We start from the raw sequence: 19,543 nt of genomic DNA on the forward strand, positions 1-19,543 counted from the left end.
CCCCAACCAAACCAACACACACCCCCCCCCGGCCCGGGGGGGCCCGCGGGGCCGCGGGGCCGCCCCCCCGCGCGGGCCGCGGCCCCCCTTCTGCGTGTGGCGCGAAGTCGCCAACGGCGACTAACCGCCGCTTTCCCCTGTTCCGCAAGGAATTCCGGCCCCTCATCCTGCTGTGAACTGATCACAGGGAGGGCGCCGTGTTTCGACACGTTCTGGCACTTGCCATCGCCGCGGCCACGCTCGTAGCACCACCGGCGTCCGCAGCGTCACCACCACCGCAGGCCCAAACATCCGAGGCGTCGCACCGGATCACGCTGATCACCGGCGACGTCGTGGACTACACCGAACGCGCCGACGGCCGCAAGACCGCGCAGATCCACGCCGCGCCGCGAGAAGGCGAACCACCCGTCTTCCACACCATGACAACGGCCAAAGGTCTCTACGTCTACCCCTCCGACGCGATCGGGGCCGTCACGTCCGGCACCGTCGAGCGCACCCTCTTCAACGTCACCGAACTCGTCCGCACCGGCCAGTCCGACGACCGCACCGCGACGGTCCCGGTGCTCATGACCGGCGGGTTCTCCGCCAGCGCGCACACCAGGATCAGCAGCCTCAGCGCGTCGGGCATCCGCGTGGAGAAGGCGAAGGCGCAGGAGTTCTGGCGCACGCTGGACATGAGCGCGAAATCGGGGACGCGGCTGCTCTACGACCGGCCGATCCACCTCGCGCTCGACCAGACCACCAAGCAGATCGGCGCCCCGACGGCGTGGGCGGCCGGGCTGAACGGCACCGGTGTCACGGTCGCCGTCGTCGACACGGGCATCGACGCGAACCACCCCGACGTCGCCTCGAAGATCACCGCCGCGGAGAACTTCTCCGACGAACCGGACGTCGTCGACCGGCACGGTCACGGCACCCACGTCGCCTCGATCATCGCGGGCACGGGCAGCGGTTCCGGCGGTAAGTACCAGGGTGTCGCTCCCGCCGCGAAGCTCGTGATCGCCAAGGTGTTCAACGGTGCCGGCGAGGCCGCGACCTCGCAGGTGATGGCGGGCATCGACTGGGCGGCGCACTCCGGTGCGAAGATCGTCAACCTCAGCCTCGGCGGTGACGTCACCGACGGGTCCGACGAGCTCAGCGCACTGGTCGACCAGCTCTCCGCCGAGACGGGGGTGTTGTTCGTGGTGGCGGCGGGCAACAACGGCCCGGCCGGGCGTTCGGTCGCCTCCCCCGGTGCCGCGGCCGCCGCGCTGACCGTCGGCGCGGTCGACCGGCAGAACAAGCTGGCCCCGTTCAGCAGCACCGGCCCGCGCATCGGCGACGCGCACGTGAAGCCCGAGATCAACGCGCCCGGCGTCGGCGTCGTGGCCGCCCGCGCCGCCGGCACGTCGATGGGCGCTCCGGTCTCCGACCTCTACACCGCGGCGTCCGGCACCTCGATGGCCACCCCGCACGTCGCGGGCGCCGCCGCGTTGCTGATGCAGCAGCACCCGGACTGGAACGGCCAGATGCTGAAGAACGCACTGGTCACCAGCGCGGCCGACGTGGGCATGTCGTGGTACGAGCAGGGTGCGGGACGGCTCGACGTGGCCCGCGCGGTCACGCAGAAGGCCACCGCCACCGCGTCCGCGAGCTTCGAGCGGTACGAGAAGGGCACCGGCGGCACCCTCACCCGCGAGCTCACCTACACCAACGACTCCGACACCCCCCTGCCCCTCGACCTCGCCGCCGGCACGAAGGGCTGGGACGGCAAACCCACCACCGCGTTCAAGCTCAGCACCGCGAAGCTCACGGTTCCGGCCCGCGGCAAGGCTTCCGCGACCCTCACCCTCGACCCCGAGGCCGGTCCGGCCGGCGTCTACGGCGGCACCGTCACCGCCACCGGTCCCGGCACCACCCTCCGCACCCCGGTCAGCGTCTACGAGGCGCCGCAGACGTTCCCGGTGTCGGTGCACGTCCGCGACACCGCCGGCAAGGCGCCGGCGCCCGCGTTCGGGCAGCTGATCGACGACTCCAACGGCGGTGACAACGTCAACGACCCGTTCGACAACACCGTGGACTACGTCTTCGACGTCGTGAACGGCGAAGGCGTCACGAACGTGCGGAGCGGACGCTACTCCGCCGTGAGCTGGGCGACCGAGAACACCGCGGGCGTCCGCCGCTGGTCGGCGCTCGCCGCGCCGGAACTGACCGTCTCCGGCGCCAAGGACGTCTCGCTCGACGGCCAGAAGACGGTGCCGATCGAGGTCGTGCCACCGGGTCCGGCCGAGCAGCGCGACCGCACCGTCACGATGCGCCGCGTGCTGCCCGCCCAGGGCGAGAAGCAGCCGCTGATCACCGAGACCGCCGCCGTGCTCGGCACCGCGCCGTGGGAGATCCGCGCGACCCCGACCGCCGCCGCCAAGCAGGGCGCGATCTCGTTGCAGGACAACGTGACCCTGCAGACCGCCACGGTCACGCTCACCTCCGGCGGCCGGACGCTCGCGGCCGACAGCGACGTCGCCGCGCTGTCCGCGAAGTGGCCGGGGGACCTCACCGACGGCATCAAGGTCGTCAAGATCAAGCCCGACACGCCCGCCAACATGGTCAAGGCCGCCAACGCCGCCGCGACCGCCGCGGCGCAGGAGGGCAAGAAGGCGCTGCTGTCCTATGTGGACCAGTCGAACGCGCTGGCGCTCACCGGGCTCGCCAGCACCGCGCTGCCGTCGTTGAGCGTCAGCAACGCCGACGGAGAGTTCCTGGCGAAGCAGACCGCGATCAAGCTCAGCGTGAAGGCCACGCCGGAGTCGGTGTTCAACCTCAGCTACCTCGACGCCAACGGCATCCCCGCCAGCCACCGGGCGACGGTCGACCCGGCGAAACTGGTGCTGCGCAGGACGTCCTACCACGCCGACAAGCCCGGCCTGACCGTGCAGAAGACGTGGTACCCGTTCCCGACCGGCCTGTGGCAGACGCAGATCCTGCGCGGCACCGCGTTCACCCCGCCCGCCGCGTGGAACGAGTACATCGGCCCCGGCGACGACCGGATCGTCTGGAAGCGCTCGGTCACGTTGAGCGGCACGGACGCCAAGGGCACCCGCGCGGCCATGACGATGTACCAGGAGAACCTGTTCCGCACGGGCCAGGCGCCCGCCGTGGAACGGTGGTTCGCGGGCCCGATGCACAGCACCGCGATCGACCTGCAGTCCGACCACCCGGCCCGCTACCCCGCCGCCGGCGACTCGTGGCGGCAGCTCTGCTCGAACTGCCGCACCGGCGACACGTTCATCCCGGCTCTGCAGTGGACGGACGACAGTCCCGGCCACTACACGAACCCCTACCAGAACAGCAAGTACTTCACGACGACCAAGGTGAGGCTCTTCGAGAACGACCGCGAGGTCGCGCAGAACCAGGAACCGCTCGCGTACTACCCGACCTTCCCGATGTCACCCGACCCGGCCAGCTACCGGCTGGAGACGGTGGAAACCCATGCGCCGGGAGCCGTGGCCGGTGCCGTCAACCCGATCCTGTTCACCCTGGCCCCGCGCACCGAGACGACGTGGACGTTCAAGTCGCAGCGGTCGCTCAACCCGCCGCCACGCGGGTACATGTGCCACCAGGGCCAGCCGACCTGCCAGTTCCAGCCGCTCATCCAGCTCCGGCACGACCTGCCGCTCGACCTCACCAACTCCGCGCCCGCGGACAAGCCGTTCGTCTACCACGTGTCCGCGACGAACAGCGCACCCGTGACCGTGGTGAAGGTGCAGTGGTCGGCCGACGGCGTGACGTGGCGGCAGGCGGCGGTCCAGCCGGACGGCGACCGCTGGCAGGTCACGATCGACAAGCCCAGCGGTGACGTGTGGCTGCGCACCGACGCCCGCGACGGCGCCGGGAACACGGTCACGCAGACCATGCAGACGGCGTTCCGGACTCACTCCGGTGGCTGAGGTGGTGGGAGCAGGGAACTAGCACCTCTGGCCGCGGCGCGCAGACCCGCCTGAAAACGGGTCTGCGCGCCCAGCTCGGTCATCAGCCGGTGCAGCCGCCGCTGGAACGTCCGGTAGCTCAGCCCGAGCTGCTTCGCGATGCTGCGGTCGGGCAGCCCGGTCGCGAGCAGCGCCAGCAGCCGCGCGTCCGCGATCGACATCTCGTTCGACGTCGGCTGTCCCGGCAGAGACAGCGGCACGGCGTCCTCCCACAACCGCGCGAAGAGCGCGCCCAGCGAGTCCAGCAACGCCGACCGGTGCACGATGACCGCGCTCTCCAGCGTCGTCTCCGTGCTGTGCAACGGAATCAGGCCGAGGTTCGCGTCCGCCAGGATCATCTTCGTCGGCGCGACCGCGACGACCCGCGCCTCCTCTCCCAGCGACAGGCCCATTTCCAGGTCGGCGCGCAGGTCGTGCAGCTCCAGCGCCTGACGTTCGTAGATCCCGCGGAACCGCACGCCGCGGTTGAGCAGCTCCTCCTCCACCGGGTGCAACGACGTCGGCGGCTTCGCGTACGGCGGCTTGTCGACGAAGCACACCTCCTGCCGGGCCGTGCGCATCACCTGGTCGACGCGCCGCGAGATCGCCTCGGGCCCGTGCACCACCTCGACGAGGTCCGCGGGAGCGCGCACACCGGCCGCACGCTCGTAGCGCACCTGCAGCTCCCCGGCCAGCAACCGGTCCCGGCGCAGGTCGTCCTCGCGGTGCAGGAAGTACGTCGCCAGCGCGACGTCCGGCGCGACGGCCGTGTGCAGTCCGTTGACCTGGTGGACGAAACCCAGATCGGTCAAGGACCTCAGCGCGGCGCGAACAGGCCGCTCAGCAAGTTCTGTGGCAAGACAAAGCTCCGTCACACCCAGTTGGTACGAGTCCACGAGCGTCTCGTAAACCGCGAGTTCCGCCGGCCGCAATCCGAGCACACAACCCAGTATGCCGACTTCGGGCAGCCGTTGACGCGGGGCCGGAACGAGGTGCAGACTACCCTGAAAAGGTTTACAACACCGTTTCATCGTTGTGAACTCGCCGCCGCCGCCCGCTGTTGTACCGACGCACGCGTGCGAAAGGACGGCCAATGGAGACCAACCGCCGCGACTTCCTCAAGGTCGCCGGCGCCACCGCCGGTGTCACGATGCTGTCGGGGGCGTTCCTCAACGCACCCCTGGCGTCGGCCGAGGAACACGCCGCGATCCCGATGGCCGAGTCGCCGTGGGACCAGGTGCCCGCGATCCTCGCGAAGATCGTTCCGCCCACGTTCCCGAGCGCCAAGTTCGACATCACCGCGTACGGCGCCAAGGGCGACGGCAAGACGAAGAACACCGACGCGTTCAAGAAGGCCATCGAGGCGTGCAACGCGGCGGGCGGCGGCCAGGTCGTCGTGCCCAAGGGCAGCTTCCTCACCGGCGCGATCACCCTGCTGAGCAACGTGAACCTCGTCGTCTCCGACGGCGCCACGATCAAGTTCTCCACCGACCCCAACGACTACCCGCTGGTCTACACGCGGTGGCAGGGCATCGAGTGCATGAACTTCTCGTCGTTCATCTACGCCCGCAAGGCCGAGAACATCGCGATCACCGGCCCCGGCCTGATCGACGGCCAGGGCCCGTCCGGGCCGTGGTTCGACTACGACGACAAGCGGCAGCCCGACTGGGAGCAGCTGCAGAAGTGGGCCGTGGACAACAAACCCGTGACCGACCGCAGGTTCGGCCTGGGCCACTACCTCAAGCCGAACATGGTCACGCTCTACGAGTGCAGGAACGTCCTCATCGAGGGCGTGCAGCTGCGGAACTCGGCGATGTGGAACGTGCATCCCGTGCTGTGCACCAACGTGACGGTCCGCGACATCTTCGTCTACAGCCGCGGCGGCATGGTCGACGGCTGCGACCCCGAGGCCTCGCAGTACGTGCACATCACCGGCTGCCGGTTCGACACCGGTGACGACGGCATCGCGATCAAGGCGGGCCGGGACGTGGACGGACGACGCGTCGGCGTGGCGAGCGAGAACATCGTCATCGAGAACTGCTCGTTCGAGGGCCGCTGGGGCGCGCTGACGGTCGGCAGCGAGATGTCCGGTGGCGTGCGCAACGTGTTCTTCCAGGACTGCACGGTGAAGAAGGGCTCGTCCTACAAACCGTTCCACGTCCTGTACATCAAGACGAACAAGCGGCGCGGCGGCACCGTCGAGAACATCCACGCGCGGCGGATCAAGGCGAGCGACGTCGACCGCGAGGCGATCAACGTGACGCTGAACTACAGCCTCACCGGCCCCGGCTACGGCCCGATCGTGAACCCCAAGGTGCAGAACATCACCGCCGACGGCTTCACCGTCGACGAGGTCAAGAAGACCGCGGTCACGCTCGACGGCCTGGCCGAGTCGCACATCAGGGGCGTGACGATCTCCAACAGCACCTTCACCGGCGTGACCACGGCCAAACCCAGTATCAAGAACGCGGACGGCACCACCTTCACGAACGTCACCATCAACGGCAAGAAGGTCTGAGGAGAGAAGCCCCGTGTCCTTGTCACGTCGTGATTTCGCGCGCGTGTCCGGCCTGACGGCCGCCGGTCTCCTGCTCTCCGCAGGCGTGGCGGCCGCAGAACCCGTGCTGGTCCGGGACCCGTGGCGGGAGGTGCCGCTGATCCTGGCGCGCATCTGCCCACCGCGTTTCCGCGGGAAGGACTACGACGTCACCGCGTACGGCGCGAAGGGTGACGGCCTCACCAAGAACACCGAGGCGTTCTACCGCGCGATCACGGCGTGCCACCAGGCCGGTGGGGGACGTGTCGTCGTTCCCGCGGGCACGTTCCTCACCGGCGGCATCAGGTTGTTGTCCGATGTGGAGCTGCACGTCGGCGAAGGCGCCACGGTCAAGTTCTCCACCGACCCCAACGACTACCTGCCGCTCGTGCTCACCCGCTGGGAGGGCACGCTCTGCTACAACTACCAGCCGTTCATCTACGCGTTCGAAGAGAAGAACATCGCGATCACGGGTCCCGGCACCATCGACGGCGACGCCGTCTCCGGCACGTGGGCGAGCTGGGGCGCCGGTTCCACGCCGTTGCTGCGGCAGTGGGGCGAGGACGGCGTGCCGGTCGAGGAACGCATCCTGGGCGTCGGCAGGAACATGCGACCCAACATGATCCAGTTCTTCCGCTGCCGGAACCTGCTCGTCGAGGACGTGCACCTCCGCAACCCGGCGATGTGGTCGCTGCACTTCGTTTTCTCACAGAACATCACCGTGCGGCGGGTCGAGTTCTACTCCACGAACTCGCAGGGCGACGGCGTCGACATCGACTCGTCGTCGTACGCGCACGTGCACGACTGCAAGTTCGACACCAACGACGACTGCGTCGTGGTGAAGTCAGGACGGGATGCCGACGGACGGCGGGTCGGCATCCCGTCCACCCGCGTCGTGGTGGAGCGCTGCAAGTTCTCCGGCCGGTGGGGCGGGATCACGATCGGCAGTGAGACGTCCGGTGGCGTCTCGAAGGTCTTCTGCCGCGACTGCGAGATCAACGCGCCGGACTTCCCCGGCCGCTACCCGGTCAAGCACGCGCTCTACCTCAAGACCAATCAGGACCGCGGCGGAGTGATCGACGGCGTGCACCTCCGCAACGTCTTCGGGCAGAACGTCGAGCGCGAGGTCCTGTTCGTCTCGATGTACTACCAGAACGGCGGCACGAAGGGCTTCTTCCCTCAAATCAACAACGTGACCGTCGACCGGATGCGGATCAGCGGCGGCAAGCTCGCGGCGTGCTTCCGCGGTTTCCCCCAGCAGCACATCAGGAACGTGCAGATCACCGACTCCACGTTCACCGCCATCGCGGAGCCGAACCTCATCGAGAACACCGACAACCTGGTGTTCCGCAACACGACGATCAACGGGGTGGTGCCGGCATGAGGTACCTGCTGACGCTCTTGCTGATCGCTGCCGGGCTTTCCGCCGGCGCACCGATCGCCACGGCTCACGGCGGGCTGTCGTGGAAGGCCGTGAACGCCCCGTTCGCCCTGGACTTCCAGGACGGCCGGCGGACGCTGACCGGCCAGCGCGAGACGGTCTACCGGCTCGCGGACGGCACCCAGCACTCGTTGACGAACGTCGTGGCGCAGAAACGGGTTCCCGGCGGCGTCCGGTACGTCGTGGCGACCACGGAGGCGTCCAGGACCGCCTCCGTGGTCGTGACCCGCACTCCCCGGGGCCTGCGCGTGGGATGGACGTTGGAGCCTGCCACCGGGGTCGCGCAGGTGTCCGCGAACCTCACCGGGTCGCTGGAGGAGCACTTCCTCGGCGGTGGCGCGCACGCTATGTTCGTTGACCTGCAACGACGTGTGCTGCTGAACAAGGCCGTGTTCGTCGGCGCGTCGGCGTTCGGCAAGTGCAACAAGAACGGCGCGCCTTCGACGTTCTTCATCTCCAGCGCGGGTTACGGCGTCTACGCGGACACTCGCGCCATCGGCCGCACGGCGTTCCCCGGCGCACTCCCCGACGACCACTGCGGCGACAAGCCCGCGCCGTGCCCGGTGACGTTCGGCGTGCCCGACCGGATCCAGCTGTGCTTCAAGACCTCCCGGCTCGACTACGAGGTCTACGCGGGCTCGCCGGCGCAGGTCAACACGGCGTACTTCCGGAAGGCCGGCCTGCCGACGCTGCCACCCGCGCGGCAGTTCGCGCTGACCAAGTGGCGGGACAAGTACAACAGCTCCGACGAGGTCGTCGAGGACGTCACGCAGTTCCAGGCGCGCGGGGTCCCGCTTTCGACCCTGTGGGTGGACAACCCGTGGGAGCAGGGACCTGAGGGCGCGCGGCCGACCTACGCGTGCATCGGCGCGTTGAAGTTCGACAAGACGATGTACCCGGACGCGCAGGGCACGATCGACTGGGTGCGTTCTCGTGGCGTGAACATGGGCGTGTGGGTGGCGCCGTTCCTGGCCAAGACCTCGGACGGCAAGGAATGCCCGCACGACTATCCCGCCGGTTCCTTCGTGCAGTCCGACCGCACGAACGTGTGGGACATCGACCTCACGAACCCGGTGGCACGCGCTCACTACGAAGCCAAGCTCGAAGCCGTGTTCCGGATGGGCGTGAACTTCGTCAAGGGCGACCGCGGCGAGGAGCACAACTTCGAGGAGACGACGTTCGCCGGCGGCCCCGGCACGTTGATCCACAACCAGTACCCGTTGCTGTACGCCGAATCCGTGGTGAAGACGCTGCGGAAGGTGCACGGCGACGACTACACGACGTTGTTCCGCGCGGGCGGCGACGGCATGCCCACGCTGCTGCACGGGTTCTGGCAGGCCGACGCGGACATGAGCTTCGACGGGCTGCGGCTGTCCACCCGGCGCGGCATGAACTCGTGGATCTCCGGCCACCCGGTGCAGGGCTCGGACACCGGCGGTTACCGCAACCTCGGCGGCGGCCCGTCGGAGTCGTTGTTCGTGCGGTGGTCCCAGATGTCCGCGGTGTCGCCGGTGTTCGAGATCGGCAGCGCCGGGCGCAACTCGACGCCGTGGGTGTACGACACGGCGACGTTCGACCGGTTCCGCCGCGCGGCCGTGCTGCACTACGAGTTGTTCCCGTACCTGTACGCGCAGGCGGCCCGCGCCTCCCGCGACGGCACGCCGATCACGCAGCCGATGGCGTTCCAGTACCCCGCCGCAGCCGAGGCGTGGAAGGCCGACCAGCAGTTCATGGTCGGACCGGACCTGCTCGCGGCGCCCGTCACCGCCGATCGCGCCGAGGCCGATGGCGCGGCGGGGAAGCCGACGCCGGTCGACGTGTGGCTGCCGTCCGGCGAGTGGATCGACCTGTTCTCCGGTGAGCGGGTCTCCGGTGGGCGAACCATCACGCGTGAGGCCACTTTGGACGAGTTTCCGCTGTACCTGCGGGCCTCGGCCGCCATGCCGTTCAACTTCCGCACGCCGGACGTCTGGGCGAAGCCGTGGGGTGTCAACGACCTGGACCGCAAGGACCGCGCGGGCTGGCTCGTCGCGCCCACGGCGGACGGCCGGTTCGGCAACCTGCAGGTGAAGTCGTTCGGCAAGCACCTCCTGGTGACGCTGCGGGACGCGCCCGCCGAGTCGCAGCTGATGGTGCCGGCGGACGTGACGCGCGTGGTGATCGACGGCAAGCCGCTACCGGCGTCGACCGTCGAGGAGCTGCGCGGCAAGGCAACGGGCTGGGCGTCTGTCTCCTCAACGCCCGGCACGTTCGGCGGCACGGTGCTGAAGCTCAATCCCCGAAACGGTTTCAGCACCGTGCTGCTTTCCACCTCAGGGTAGACCGCCATGGCCCCGACTGCCCTCGATCGCGGACGAACCGCAGGACCAGGGCGACGGCGAGCAGGTACGCGACGCCGGCGACGAGGAACGTCCTGCCGCAGGCGAACGCGATCCGTGACCTCGGTAGCCCGCTCACCACCCGCGAGCTGGCCGAACGGATGTGCTGCGAGCCGTCCAACGTCACGTTCGTGATCGACCGGCTGGAGGCGCAGGGCCTCGTCGACCGCGTTCCGCACCCGAACGACCGGCGCGCCCGCCATCTCGTGCTCACGCGCAAGGGCGAGGAGCTGCGGAGGAAACTGCTCGACCGGGTGTCTCGCGAGTCGCCGCTCGCACATCTGTCCGATGTGGAACGTGACCGGCTGCGCGACCAGCTGTTGCGCGCACTGGATCGCTGACCTCCCGACTCAGCCAGGAGACAGCCGCGCCACAGGCGGCACACAGGAAGCAGCCGCAGCCTTGTACCCATGACCGACAACCACCACCGCGGCCTCCAGTTCGACCTCGCCACGCTCATCGGGCGCAGGCGGGCGTTGACGATGCTCGGCGGCGCAGGCCTCACCCTCGTGGCCTGCGCCCCGTCGACCACCACGACGGCCTCCACCACCAGTTCCGGGAGCGCGCCGGAGACGATTCCCGAGGAGACCGCCGGTCCGTACCCCGGTGACGGCTCGAACGGCCCGAACGCCCTCAGCCAGAGCGGAATCGTGCGCTCGGACATCCGCTCCAGCTTCGGTTCTTCGTCGCGCACGGCCGAAGGTGTGCCGCTGAACATCGAGCTGACCGTGCAGAAGGCCGACGGCAAGCCGTACGCGGGCGCCGCCGTGTACCTGTGGCACTGCGACATCAACGGCGACTACTCGATGTACTCGGACCGCGTGAAGAACGAGAACTTCCTGCGCGGCGTGCAGGAGACCGACTCCTCCGGCAAGCTCAAGTTCGTCAGCGTCTTCCCCGGCGCGTACTCGGGACGCTGGCCGCACGTCCACTTCGAGGTCTACCCGTCGCTCGCCGAGGCCACCAAGGCGGGCAACAAGATCACGACCTCGCAGCTCGCGTTGCCCGAGACGACCTGCAAGGAGGTCTACGGCACCACCGGGTACACGCAGAGCGTCCAGAACCTGTCGCGGACGTCCCTCAAGCAGGACATGGTGTTCCGCGACGGGGTCGAGCACCAGATGGCGACGATGTCGGGCAACGTCCAGTCCGGCTACACGGCGTCACTGACCTTCGCGGTTGAGGGCTAGCCACAGTTCCGCGATGAACTCCACCGACTCCACCTCCGGCAACGCCACGTCCTGAAGCTTCAAGAACGTGTGCTCGTAGGGCACACGTTCCGATTCCTCTGCTCCAGCCACACCGTCCCGTGGGGCAGGTCGATCGCCACCAAGTCCTCGAACTGCCGCTCCAGAAACGACAGGCAGTTGAAAGCCGATCCCAACCCCGGAAACGCCCCGAGCACGTCCGGCACGACCTGCACCTTGACGCTCTCCATCCCACAAAGCTGAACCAACCACAGCAGTTGATCAGCCATCACCTGTGCGCCGCCAACCGTGCGTCGCAGCCCAGCCTCGCCCAGCACAACGTGCACCCGCAGGGGCGTCACACCGCCAAGCCTGCTCAACGTCGCCTGTCGCAGCTCGTGGCTGTACGGCCGCCGATGTTCGGCGAGAACAGCCGCCTGCGCAGCATGAACCGCCCCGGCGTAGGCCTGGCTCTGAAGCAGTGCCGGCAACAGTTCACCCGCCACCACGCGCAGCTCGATCGCTTCCGCTTCGAGCTCGTCCAAGCCCCAGCCGAGACAAGGCCCACCGTCCCACTTCCGCGGACTGCGAGCGCGCTGCAAGCTGTTGTAAGCCAGTTCCCGCTGCCTGGGCTCCGCCTTCAAGATCATGGCGAGCGTGAGCAGGTCAGCCTCGGAGATTGGGCTGACCGCGTTGAGGATCATGGACATCTTGGCTGCCGACCAGCCACCCGCGGCTGCCAACGCCGCATTGCTCATGCAGTCCGCGTCACGCCGCCAGGCCTGCAGTGCTCGACTCACCGCTCGGCGGTCCAGGTTGGCCTGGTAGTTGGGAAAGGCGCTCATGATGTCGGCAACTCCGTTCCTCGGTGGCGCACCGCTGCCTTCACCGCAGTTGAACTGCGGCGTGTCCCTCGGTGAGTTCCGCCAGCGGCACGAAGGTGCAACCCCGGAGTTCACGAATGAGCGCCGAGGCGACCACCCACCGGATGTCCTGATCGTCGTAGGCCAGGTTCACGTCCCGAACCGCGACAGGTCCGAACCTGCCACTCCGGTAAAGCGCTCCGCGGACCCCTGCGACCTCGCTCGCACGGACGCGAAAAGCAACAGCACCACAGCACAGCGCCGGACACAGCCGCAGAGAGAGGGCGACGCAGGGCGCACAGACCGGTGGCTCGGTACAGGCCATGCCTTCCGGCCACTCAGGCCAGTCGCCTCGGTGGTCACGCAGCAGCCAGAGCACGCCCCCGTCGTTCTGGTCCGCAGGTCCCGCGCAGACTTGACACAGAAGCCTGCGCATCGCCCGCCGTTGCCTCAGCGGATGTACCTTGCCGAACTCAGGCTTGCCCACACCGTGGCGCACGGCCGGCCGTTGCCACAGCACGCCCCTGGCGTCCCGGTCGCCGAGCAGCTCATCCGCGTAGCCCACGCCGCAGCCGGGCCGCTCCACCAGACGAGAAGGAAGCTCCTGCTCGACGCTCCACGTGGTGATGTACGGCGCGATGACGCCATTCATAGATCCTCATCTCTGCAGACAGCCAACAGCGGGAAGACAGTTCCGGCGAGCCATCCGCCTGTTCAGGCGGTCACTGCCACCACTGGGGCACCACGCAGTCGTTCGGTGTCGTCGCCGACGCGGTTTCGCCCCGCGGCTTCCGCACCAGCACGAGACGCGCCCCGGTACTGCGGACTTGCTGAGCGAGTAGCGCCGCTACCTGCGTGTCCAGCGACAGGTGCCGAGTGTCGATCACCACAGCTGCGAAAGAATCCGGCAGTCGCAACACATCGCACAATCCGGTGAAGCCCGGACGCACCACACTGTCGGGTCCGACGCCTTGGTCGATGAACACCCCACACAGCCTCAGTCGCTCGGAAGCACAGAAGCCCAGGAGCACACGGCGGCAGGCATGGATGTAACTCCGTCGGCGCTCGGTCGAACGGACGTAACCGTAGACCAGCGGGTCACAACCGGACTCTTCACGGAAGCGGGGCGGTTGAGCACAGGTTTGCTGAAGCGCCTGGAAGGCTCTCGAATCCTTGTCCGTCATGTTCCACCGGCTTGCTCGTCCGTCGTTGTCCTGGATGACGCCCAGATGCCGTGGAGGCTCAGGCATCTGCTGAAGAGCCTGGTCGTTGTCGGTCTGGCGCGGAATGAACGGGTGTGGCACTTCCGTGGCACTTCCGGTGCGTGACACCCAGCGCAGGTGGTTGCATAGGTGTCGGAGGAGGGTGCCGAAATGGAGTCGCTGGCTCATTGGACAGGCCGTGAGGCGTGGGCACTACGTCGTGCCCTGCGCCTGAGCGTGCGTACCTTTGCTGAGCGCCTGGGTGTCGGTATCCGCACAGTCACGAAGTGGGAAGCGCTCGGTGCCGAGACCACACCACGCCCCTTCATGCAGGCCATATTGGACACGGCGCTCTCGACGGCCGACGCTGGAACCAAGCAGCGATTCGAGCTGTTGCTGCGTCAGGACGGCGATGCCCCCTCGCTGGACTACTACCGCAGCGCACCCCGTGAATGGGATTACGAGACGTGGACCGATGACCTCGGACGGGCCGCCGCTTGCCTTGCGCGCCAGGACTTCAAGTTCGCCGCCAGCCTGGTCGACCGCTGGCTCCGCCGCTTCGACCCACGAACTCTCGACAACCACGGTCTGTACTTGCACGCCCGGTCGCTCGTGTTGCTCGGCGACCTGCAACGTGATCAGGGCGACATACAGGGTCCGCTGTCGGCGCGGCAGACCTACCGCAAGGCGCAGCAGCTCTTCCACGACCTGGCCGTACCCCGGCGCGGAGCGCAGGTAGAGCTGTCGCTCGCCGTCGTCGAGGAAATGAGCGGCCAGCTGGAGTCCGCTGCCCGCAAGTACGAGCTGCTGGCTGAAGATGGACGACTCAGCCCCCGCGACCGCACCCGCGCCCGGCTGTGGGTCGGTACGGCGCTCAGCAAGGACGGCGAGAACGGCCACGCCATCACGATCATGGACGAGGCGATACAGCGCTTCGAGGAGCTGGAAGAGCCTGATGACTGGTCTGTCGCCCACCAGAAACTGGCGCTGGCACACCGGGGCACGGGCGACCTCGGCACCGCGCTGCGGCACATCGACGTCGCGCTTGCCAACCGTTCCACAGACTCACCTATGCAACGCGTCCGGCTGGACACGGCACATGCTCACATCCTGCTGTCCGACAAAGCCACGTCGGAGACCGGCCTGCGGCTCCTCGACGAAGCTGCCGACACATCCCGTACGTTTGGCATGTCGCACCAGCTCTCCAGCATCGAGGGCATCCGAAGCGTCTTCGAGCGCGCGAACTGACCGACTTGCGAGGAGTGCATCACCCGTGGTCCAACCCGGCACCATCACCGAACAGCAGTGGCGCGACGCCGAGGGCATCTGGCAGTACCACCAGATGGGCCACGAGCTCCGCCCTGCCGACGCGGCCATCGGGCTGGGGAGCCACGACCTGGGTGTGGCCACGTTCGCGGCTGAGCTGTACCACTCCGGTCTGTTCCCCGTCCTGGTGTTCAGCGGCGGCAACAGCCCGACCACAGCAGCCAGATTCCCCCGCGGCGAAGCGGTGCACTACCGCGAACATGCCATGTCTCTCGGCGTGCCGGACACCTCCATTCTGGTCGAACCGAAGGCGGGAAACACCGGCCAGAACGTTTCGCTCTCGAGAGAGCTGCTGGCCGAGCACGGCCACCAGCCGCGCTCGCTGCTGCTGATTTCCAAGCCGTACATGGAACGCCGCGCCTACGCGACCTGCCGCAAGGTGTGGCCGGAGGTGAGGGTGACCTGCGCATCGGAGCCGCTGGAGTTCCATGATTACGTTCAGTCCATTGGGGACGGAAAACTGGTGATCGACATGCTCGTGGGCGACCTGCAGCGTGTGATCGAGTATCCGAAACAGGGATTCGCCGTCGAGCAGGAAGTCCCGGCCGACATCCTGGCCGCGTACGACCGCCTGCTTGAAGCAGGCTTTGACAGCCGTGTGCTGCGATGATGACAGACTCCGCGCGTTCACTGACCTTCGCGGTTGAGGGCTAGCCACAGTTCCGCGCGCAGGCCCGGCGAGTCCAGCGAGCGCTGCAAAGCCTGCTCGGCCTTGCGGACGCGGTTGCGCAACGTGTGCCGGTGCACGCCGAGCTCCGCGGCGGCGGGGTCCCAGGCGCCGTGGTGGGCCAGCCAGACCTTCAGCGTCTCCCTGGTTTCGGCGTCGAGCGGCCGCAGCAGCGCTTCCGCGAACCCGGCCGGGATCTCCAGCTTTCCGGCGAGGTCCTCCCACCGGCGGATGCCCGCCCTGCGCGCCTGCCGGGCCTCGGCGAGTCCTCTGGCGACCCCGCTGCGGTCCACTTCGGACGAGCTGAACCCGTCTGGTTCCTCGGACAGCACCACGATGTCCTTCTCGTGCTCGGCCCAGAAGACGTCGGCGTCCGGCGGTTCGTCCACGAGCGACACCCGGAACCGCTCGGGCAGGCCGTCGACCGGGAGCCCGGCGAGCAGCAACCGGAACTGGGCCGAGCGCACCTCGCGCTGCGCGGCGTCGACGGCGTCGTTCTGGGCGAGCGCGAGGGTCAGCAGCGACGCCGCGGTGTTGACGATGCCGATGTCGGCGTCGAGCGGTTCGGACGTGCCGACGGCCAGCACTCCCCTGGCCCGGCTGCCCAGCACCTGCAGGAACACGTGCCTCCCGGCGATCTCGAACGCCGCGCTGGCCAGGCCGCCCGCCGTGCGGAGCCTGGCGGCCTCGGCGGTGAGGTCGGGAGCCACGCGCGGGTTGTGCGTGTGGACGGGACGGCCGGTCGCGTCGAGCAGCACGATCCAGCCGTCGATCCACTGGCCGAGCTTGCGCACCACGCCGGCGACGCCCGTGCGGACAGCGGCACGGGTCAGGGCGCGCTGGGCTTCGCTGATGCGGGCGAGGGCCGCGTACTCGTCGGCGGCCACGGCCTTGGACACGGCCTTGCTGATGGCGATGAACGGCACGTCACGCGGCACCTCGACGAGCCCCAGCCCGGTGCGCGCCGCCGTCTCCACCAGCGCCGCGGGCACCGCGTCGTGGCTCAGCCCGGTGCCGAAGCCGAGCCCGACGACCCCGGCGCGGACGAGCCGGTCGACGTAGTCCGGGCCGATCGTGGCGAGACCGGTCGTCAGCAGCAGCTCGCCACCCTCCAGGAACGGCGTGGGGTCCGCCAGCTCCGTGCCGTGCACCCACGCCACCGGCTTCGACAGGTCCCCGGCCAGCACCGGCAACCCCAGCGAGCGGGCGAGTTCCTGCAGCGTGATGGGCATGCGCCAATTTGTACAACCAACCCCACACCGTTGGCCATTTCTGACACTGCGAGCACCGTTGACCAGGCCCATGCTGAGCGCATGACCCGACTGCGCACCCCGATCCCCGGCCCGAAATCGCTGGAACTCCAGGCGCGGCGAAAAGCAGCCGTCGCCTCGGGTGTCGGCAGCACCCTGCCCGTCTACGTCGAGTCGGCCGACGACGGCCTGCTGGTCGACGTCGACGGCAACCAGCTCATCGACCTCGGCTCCGGCATCGCCGTCACGAACGTCGGCAACCCGGCGCCCGCGGTGGCCGAGGCGGTGCACACGCAGATCGACAGGTTCAGCCACACCTGTTTCATGATCACGCCGTACGAGGGCTACGTGGAGGTGTGCGAGGAGCTGAACCGGCTCACGCCCGGCGACCACGAGAAGCGGTCGGTGCTGTTCAACTCCGGCGCGGAGGCCGTGGAGAACGCGGTCAAGATCGCGCGGCACGTCACCGGCAGGCAGGCCGTGGTGGTGTTCGACCACGGCTACCACGGCCGCACGAACCTCACGATGGCGCTGACCGCCAAGAACATGCCGTACAAGCACCGGTTCGGGCCGTTCGCGCCCGAGGTGTACCGGGTGCCGGCGTCCTACCCGCTGCACGACGGTCTGACCGGTGCCGAAGCGGCCGCGAAGGCCGTTGCCGCGATCGAGAAGCAGGTTGGCGCGGACAACACGGCCGCCGTGGTGATCGAGCCGATCCAGGGCGAGGGCGGCTTCATCGCGCCCGCTCCCGGCTTCCTGCCCGCGGTCGCGCAGTGGTGCCGTGAACGCGGCGTGCTGTTCGTCGCCGACGAGATCCAGACCGGTTTCTGCCGCACCGGCGAATGGTTCGCCTCCGACCACGAGGGCGTGGTGCCGGACCTGATCACCACGGCGAAGGGCATCGCGGGCGGGCTGCCGCTCGCCGCCGTCACGGGTCGTGCCGAGATCATGGACGCCGTGCACGTCGGCGGATTGGGCGGCACCTACGGCGGCAACCCCGTGGCGTGTGCTGCTGCGTTGGGTGCCATCCGCACGATGCGCGAGCGCGACCTCAACGCCCAGGCCCGCCGCATCGAGGAGACCGTGGTCGGCAGGCTCAAGGCCGTCGCGGAGAAGACCGACATCATCGCGGAGATCCGCGGCCGTGGTGCGATGATCGCCATCGAGTTCACCGAACGCACGCCCGAAGTCGCCGCCCGCGTGGCGAAGGCGTGCCACGACCAGGGTGTCGTCGTGCTGACGTGCGGCACCTACGGCAACGTGATCCGCCTGCTGCCCCCGTTGGTCATCCCGGACGACCTGCTCGCCGAAGGTCTCGACGTGCTCGAAGGAGCTCTGCTCGCATGATCGACTTCCACACCCCCGAAGACGTCGAGAACGCCGTCGCCAAGGCGTCCGCCGTCGCACCCGAGTTCGCCGCGCTGCCCGCGCACCGCCGTGCCGCCGCCCTGGACCACGTCTCGCGGCGCCTGGCCGAGCGCGCCGAGGAGTTCGCACAGGCCATCAACGACGACTCGGGCAAGCCGCTGAAGTGGGCGCGCGTCGAGGTGACCCGCGCGATCTCCACGTTCCGCTGGGCCGCGGAGGAGGCGCGCCGGTTCTCCGGCGAGCTGCAGCGCCTCGACACCGACCCGTCCGCCGAGGGCCGCCTCGCGCTGGTGCGCCGGGTGCCGCGCGGGCCGGTGCTGGGCATCGCGCCGTTCAACTTCCCGCTGAACCTGGTGGCGCACAAGGTCGCCCCGGCACTCGCGGTCGGCGCGCCGATCGTGCTCAAGCCCGCGCCCGCCACCCCGAAGGTCGCGTTCCTGCTCGGCGAGCTGCTGGCCGAGACCGACCTGCCCGACGGCGCGTGGTCCGTCCTGCACCTGTCCAATGAGGACACCGCGCGGCTGGTCGAGGACCCGCGGCTGCCGGTGGTGTCGTTCACCGGTTCCGGCCCGGTCGGCTGGGGCATCAAGGAACGCGTGCCGCGCAAGCACGTCACGCTGGAGCTCGGCGGCAACGCGGCCGCGATCGTCGCCCCCGACTGGCAGGACGTCGAGTTCGCCGCGCAGCGCATCGCCACGTTCGCGATGTACCAGGCGGGCCAGTCGTGCATCTCGGTGCAGCGCGTCTACGTCCACACCGACATCTACGACGCGCTCTCCGAAGCGATCGTGCAGCACGTGAACAAGCTCGACGTGGCGGGCGACGTCGGCCCCTTGATCAGCGACGCCGCGGCCGAACGCGTTGAGGCGTGGGTGAACGAGTCCTCGGCGACCGTCCTCACCGGCGGCACCCGTGACGGCCGCACCTACGCGCCCACCGTGCTGACCGACGTGCCGGAGGACGCGAAGGTGAGCGCCGAGGAGGTGTTCGGCCCGGTCGTGACGCTGACGAGGGTGGACTCCGTCGAGGAGGCCTTCGACCGCGTGAACGCCTCCCGCTACGGCCTGCAGGCGGGCCTGTTCACCACCGACGTGCGGCTGGCTTTCCGCGCCGCGCAACGACTCCAGGTCGGCGGCGTGATCATCGGCGATGTGCCGAGCTACCGCGCCGACCAGATGCCGTACGGCGGTGTGAAGGAGTCCGGCATCGGCCGCGAGGGACTCCGCGCGGCCATGGAGGACCTGACGGAACCCCGCGTGCTGGTGCTGACCGGACTGGAGCTCTGACCCCACGTCGTGGGTCTGGCGGCGTCCCGTCAGGCCCACGACGGCCGGCAGAGATCCGATGAATGGGTCTATCTCGACCTTGACTGCGATGATGC

15 protein-coding genes are annotated in these 19,543 nt (G+C 68.8%); 10 read left to right on the top strand and 5 right to left on the bottom strand.

The annotated features are described in order from the left end of the window. Window positions 1–197: 197 nt before the first annotated feature. The gene (locus ABZV40_RS34595; RefSeq protein WP_355451343.1) at window positions 198–3,926 is read left to right on the top strand and encodes a S8 family peptidase; all 3,729 of its coding nucleotides are present in this window, start codon (window positions 198–200) and stop codon (window positions 3,924–3,926) included. Here ABZV40_RS34595 and ABZV40_RS34600 read toward each other — a convergent pair. Continuing rightward, a complete protein-coding gene (locus ABZV40_RS34600) occupies window positions 3,911–4,756 on the bottom strand; it encodes a helix-turn-helix domain-containing protein (RefSeq protein WP_355451346.1) in 846 nt (281 codons plus the stop codon). The genes ABZV40_RS34595 and ABZV40_RS34600 overlap by 16 nt on opposite strands. A gap of 281 nt (window positions 4,757–5,037) precedes the next feature. Here ABZV40_RS34600 and ABZV40_RS34605 point away from each other — a divergent pair, with 281 nt between their 5' ends. The 5 genes from ABZV40_RS34605 to ABZV40_RS34625 all read left to right on the top strand — a co-directional run bounded on the left by ABZV40_RS34605 (window position 5,038) and on the right by ABZV40_RS34625 (window position 11,489). After that, window positions 5,038–6,462 (top strand): glycoside hydrolase family 28 protein, encoded by a 1,425-nt coding sequence (locus ABZV40_RS34605; RefSeq protein WP_355451349.1) that lies wholly within the window; start codon window positions 5,038–5,040, stop codon window positions 6,460–6,462. 43 nt (window positions 6,463–6,505) lie between these two features. After that, window positions 6,506–7,864, top strand: coding sequence for a glycoside hydrolase family 28 protein (locus ABZV40_RS34610; RefSeq protein WP_355451352.1), 1,359 nt, complete (start codon window positions 6,506–6,508; stop codon window positions 7,862–7,864). After that, window positions 7,861–10,242 (top strand): TIM-barrel domain-containing protein, encoded by a 2,382-nt coding sequence (locus ABZV40_RS34615; protein ID WP_355451355.1) that lies wholly within the window; start codon window positions 7,861–7,863, stop codon window positions 10,240–10,242. The genes ABZV40_RS34610 and ABZV40_RS34615 overlap by 4 nt, the downstream gene beginning before the upstream one ends. A 110-nt stretch (window positions 10,243–10,352) precedes the next feature. Continuing rightward, entirely contained in the window at window positions 10,353–10,640 is a 288-nt protein-coding gene (locus tag ABZV40_RS34620; RefSeq protein WP_355451407.1) for a MarR family transcriptional regulator, read from the top strand. Window positions 10,641–10,709: 69 nt separating this feature from the next. Continuing rightward, window positions 10,710–11,489: an intradiol ring-cleavage dioxygenase gene (locus tag ABZV40_RS34625; protein WP_355451358.1), complete on the top strand. Its 780-nt coding sequence runs from the start codon at window positions 10,710–10,712 to the stop codon at window positions 11,487–11,489. Between the two features lie 59 nt (window positions 11,490–11,548). Here the strand turns inward: ABZV40_RS34625 and ABZV40_RS34630 are convergent, their stop codons facing one another. The 3 genes from ABZV40_RS34630 to ABZV40_RS34640 form a co-directional block, all read right to left on the bottom strand. Further along, a complete protein-coding gene (locus ABZV40_RS34630) occupies window positions 11,549–12,331 on the bottom strand; it encodes a DUF5753 domain-containing protein (protein ID WP_355451361.1) in 783 nt (260 codons plus the stop codon). Window positions 12,332–12,371: 40 nt separating this feature from the next. Next, a complete protein-coding gene (locus ABZV40_RS34635; RefSeq protein WP_355451364.1) occupies window positions 12,372–13,001 on the bottom strand; it encodes a hypothetical protein in 630 nt (209 codons plus the stop codon). A gap of 70 nt (window positions 13,002–13,071) precedes the next feature. Beyond that, window positions 13,072–13,653: a hypothetical protein gene (locus tag ABZV40_RS34640; RefSeq protein ID WP_355451367.1), complete on the bottom strand. Its 582-nt coding sequence runs from the start codon at window positions 13,651–13,653 to the stop codon at window positions 13,072–13,074. Window positions 13,654–13,722: 69 nt separating this feature from the next. Between ABZV40_RS34640 and ABZV40_RS34645 the strand changes: the two genes are divergently transcribed. Continuing rightward, window positions 13,723–14,799, top strand: coding sequence for a hypothetical protein (locus ABZV40_RS34645; protein ID WP_355451370.1), 1,077 nt, complete (start codon window positions 13,723–13,725; stop codon window positions 14,797–14,799). A 25-nt stretch (window positions 14,800–14,824) separates the two neighbouring features. Continuing rightward, window positions 14,825–15,487 carry a YdcF family protein gene (locus ABZV40_RS34650; RefSeq protein WP_355451373.1) on the top strand — a complete coding sequence of 221 codons (663 nt, stop codon included), beginning with the start codon at window positions 14,825–14,827 and terminating at the stop codon, window positions 15,485–15,487. Window positions 15,488–15,504: 17 nt separating this feature from the next. Here ABZV40_RS34650 and ABZV40_RS34655 read toward each other — a convergent pair whose 3' ends face one another. After that, a complete protein-coding gene (locus ABZV40_RS34655) occupies window positions 15,505–16,776 on the bottom strand; it encodes a PucR family transcriptional regulator (RefSeq protein WP_355451376.1) in 1,272 nt (423 codons plus the stop codon). Window positions 16,777–16,812: 36 nt separating this feature from the next. On the opposite strand from ABZV40_RS34655, the gene gabT reads away from it, so the two are divergent. Beyond that, on the top strand, window positions 16,813–18,141 hold the full coding sequence (gabT, locus tag ABZV40_RS34660; protein ID WP_355451410.1) for a 4-aminobutyrate--2-oxoglutarate transaminase: 1,329 nt from the start codon (window positions 16,813–16,815) through the stop codon (window positions 18,139–18,141). Further along, on the top strand, window positions 18,138–19,448 hold the full coding sequence (locus ABZV40_RS34665; protein WP_355451379.1) for an aldehyde dehydrogenase family protein: 1,311 nt from the start codon (window positions 18,138–18,140) through the stop codon (window positions 19,446–19,448). Before gabT ends, ABZV40_RS34665 begins: the two co-directional genes overlap by 4 nt. The last annotated feature ends 95 nt before the right edge of the window (window positions 19,449–19,543 follow it).

Origin of the sequence: Lentzea sp. NPDC004782, from assembly GCF_040609115.1 — a bacterium.
Taxonomy (GTDB): Bacteria; Actinomycetota; Actinomycetes; order Mycobacteriales; family Pseudonocardiaceae; genus Lentzea.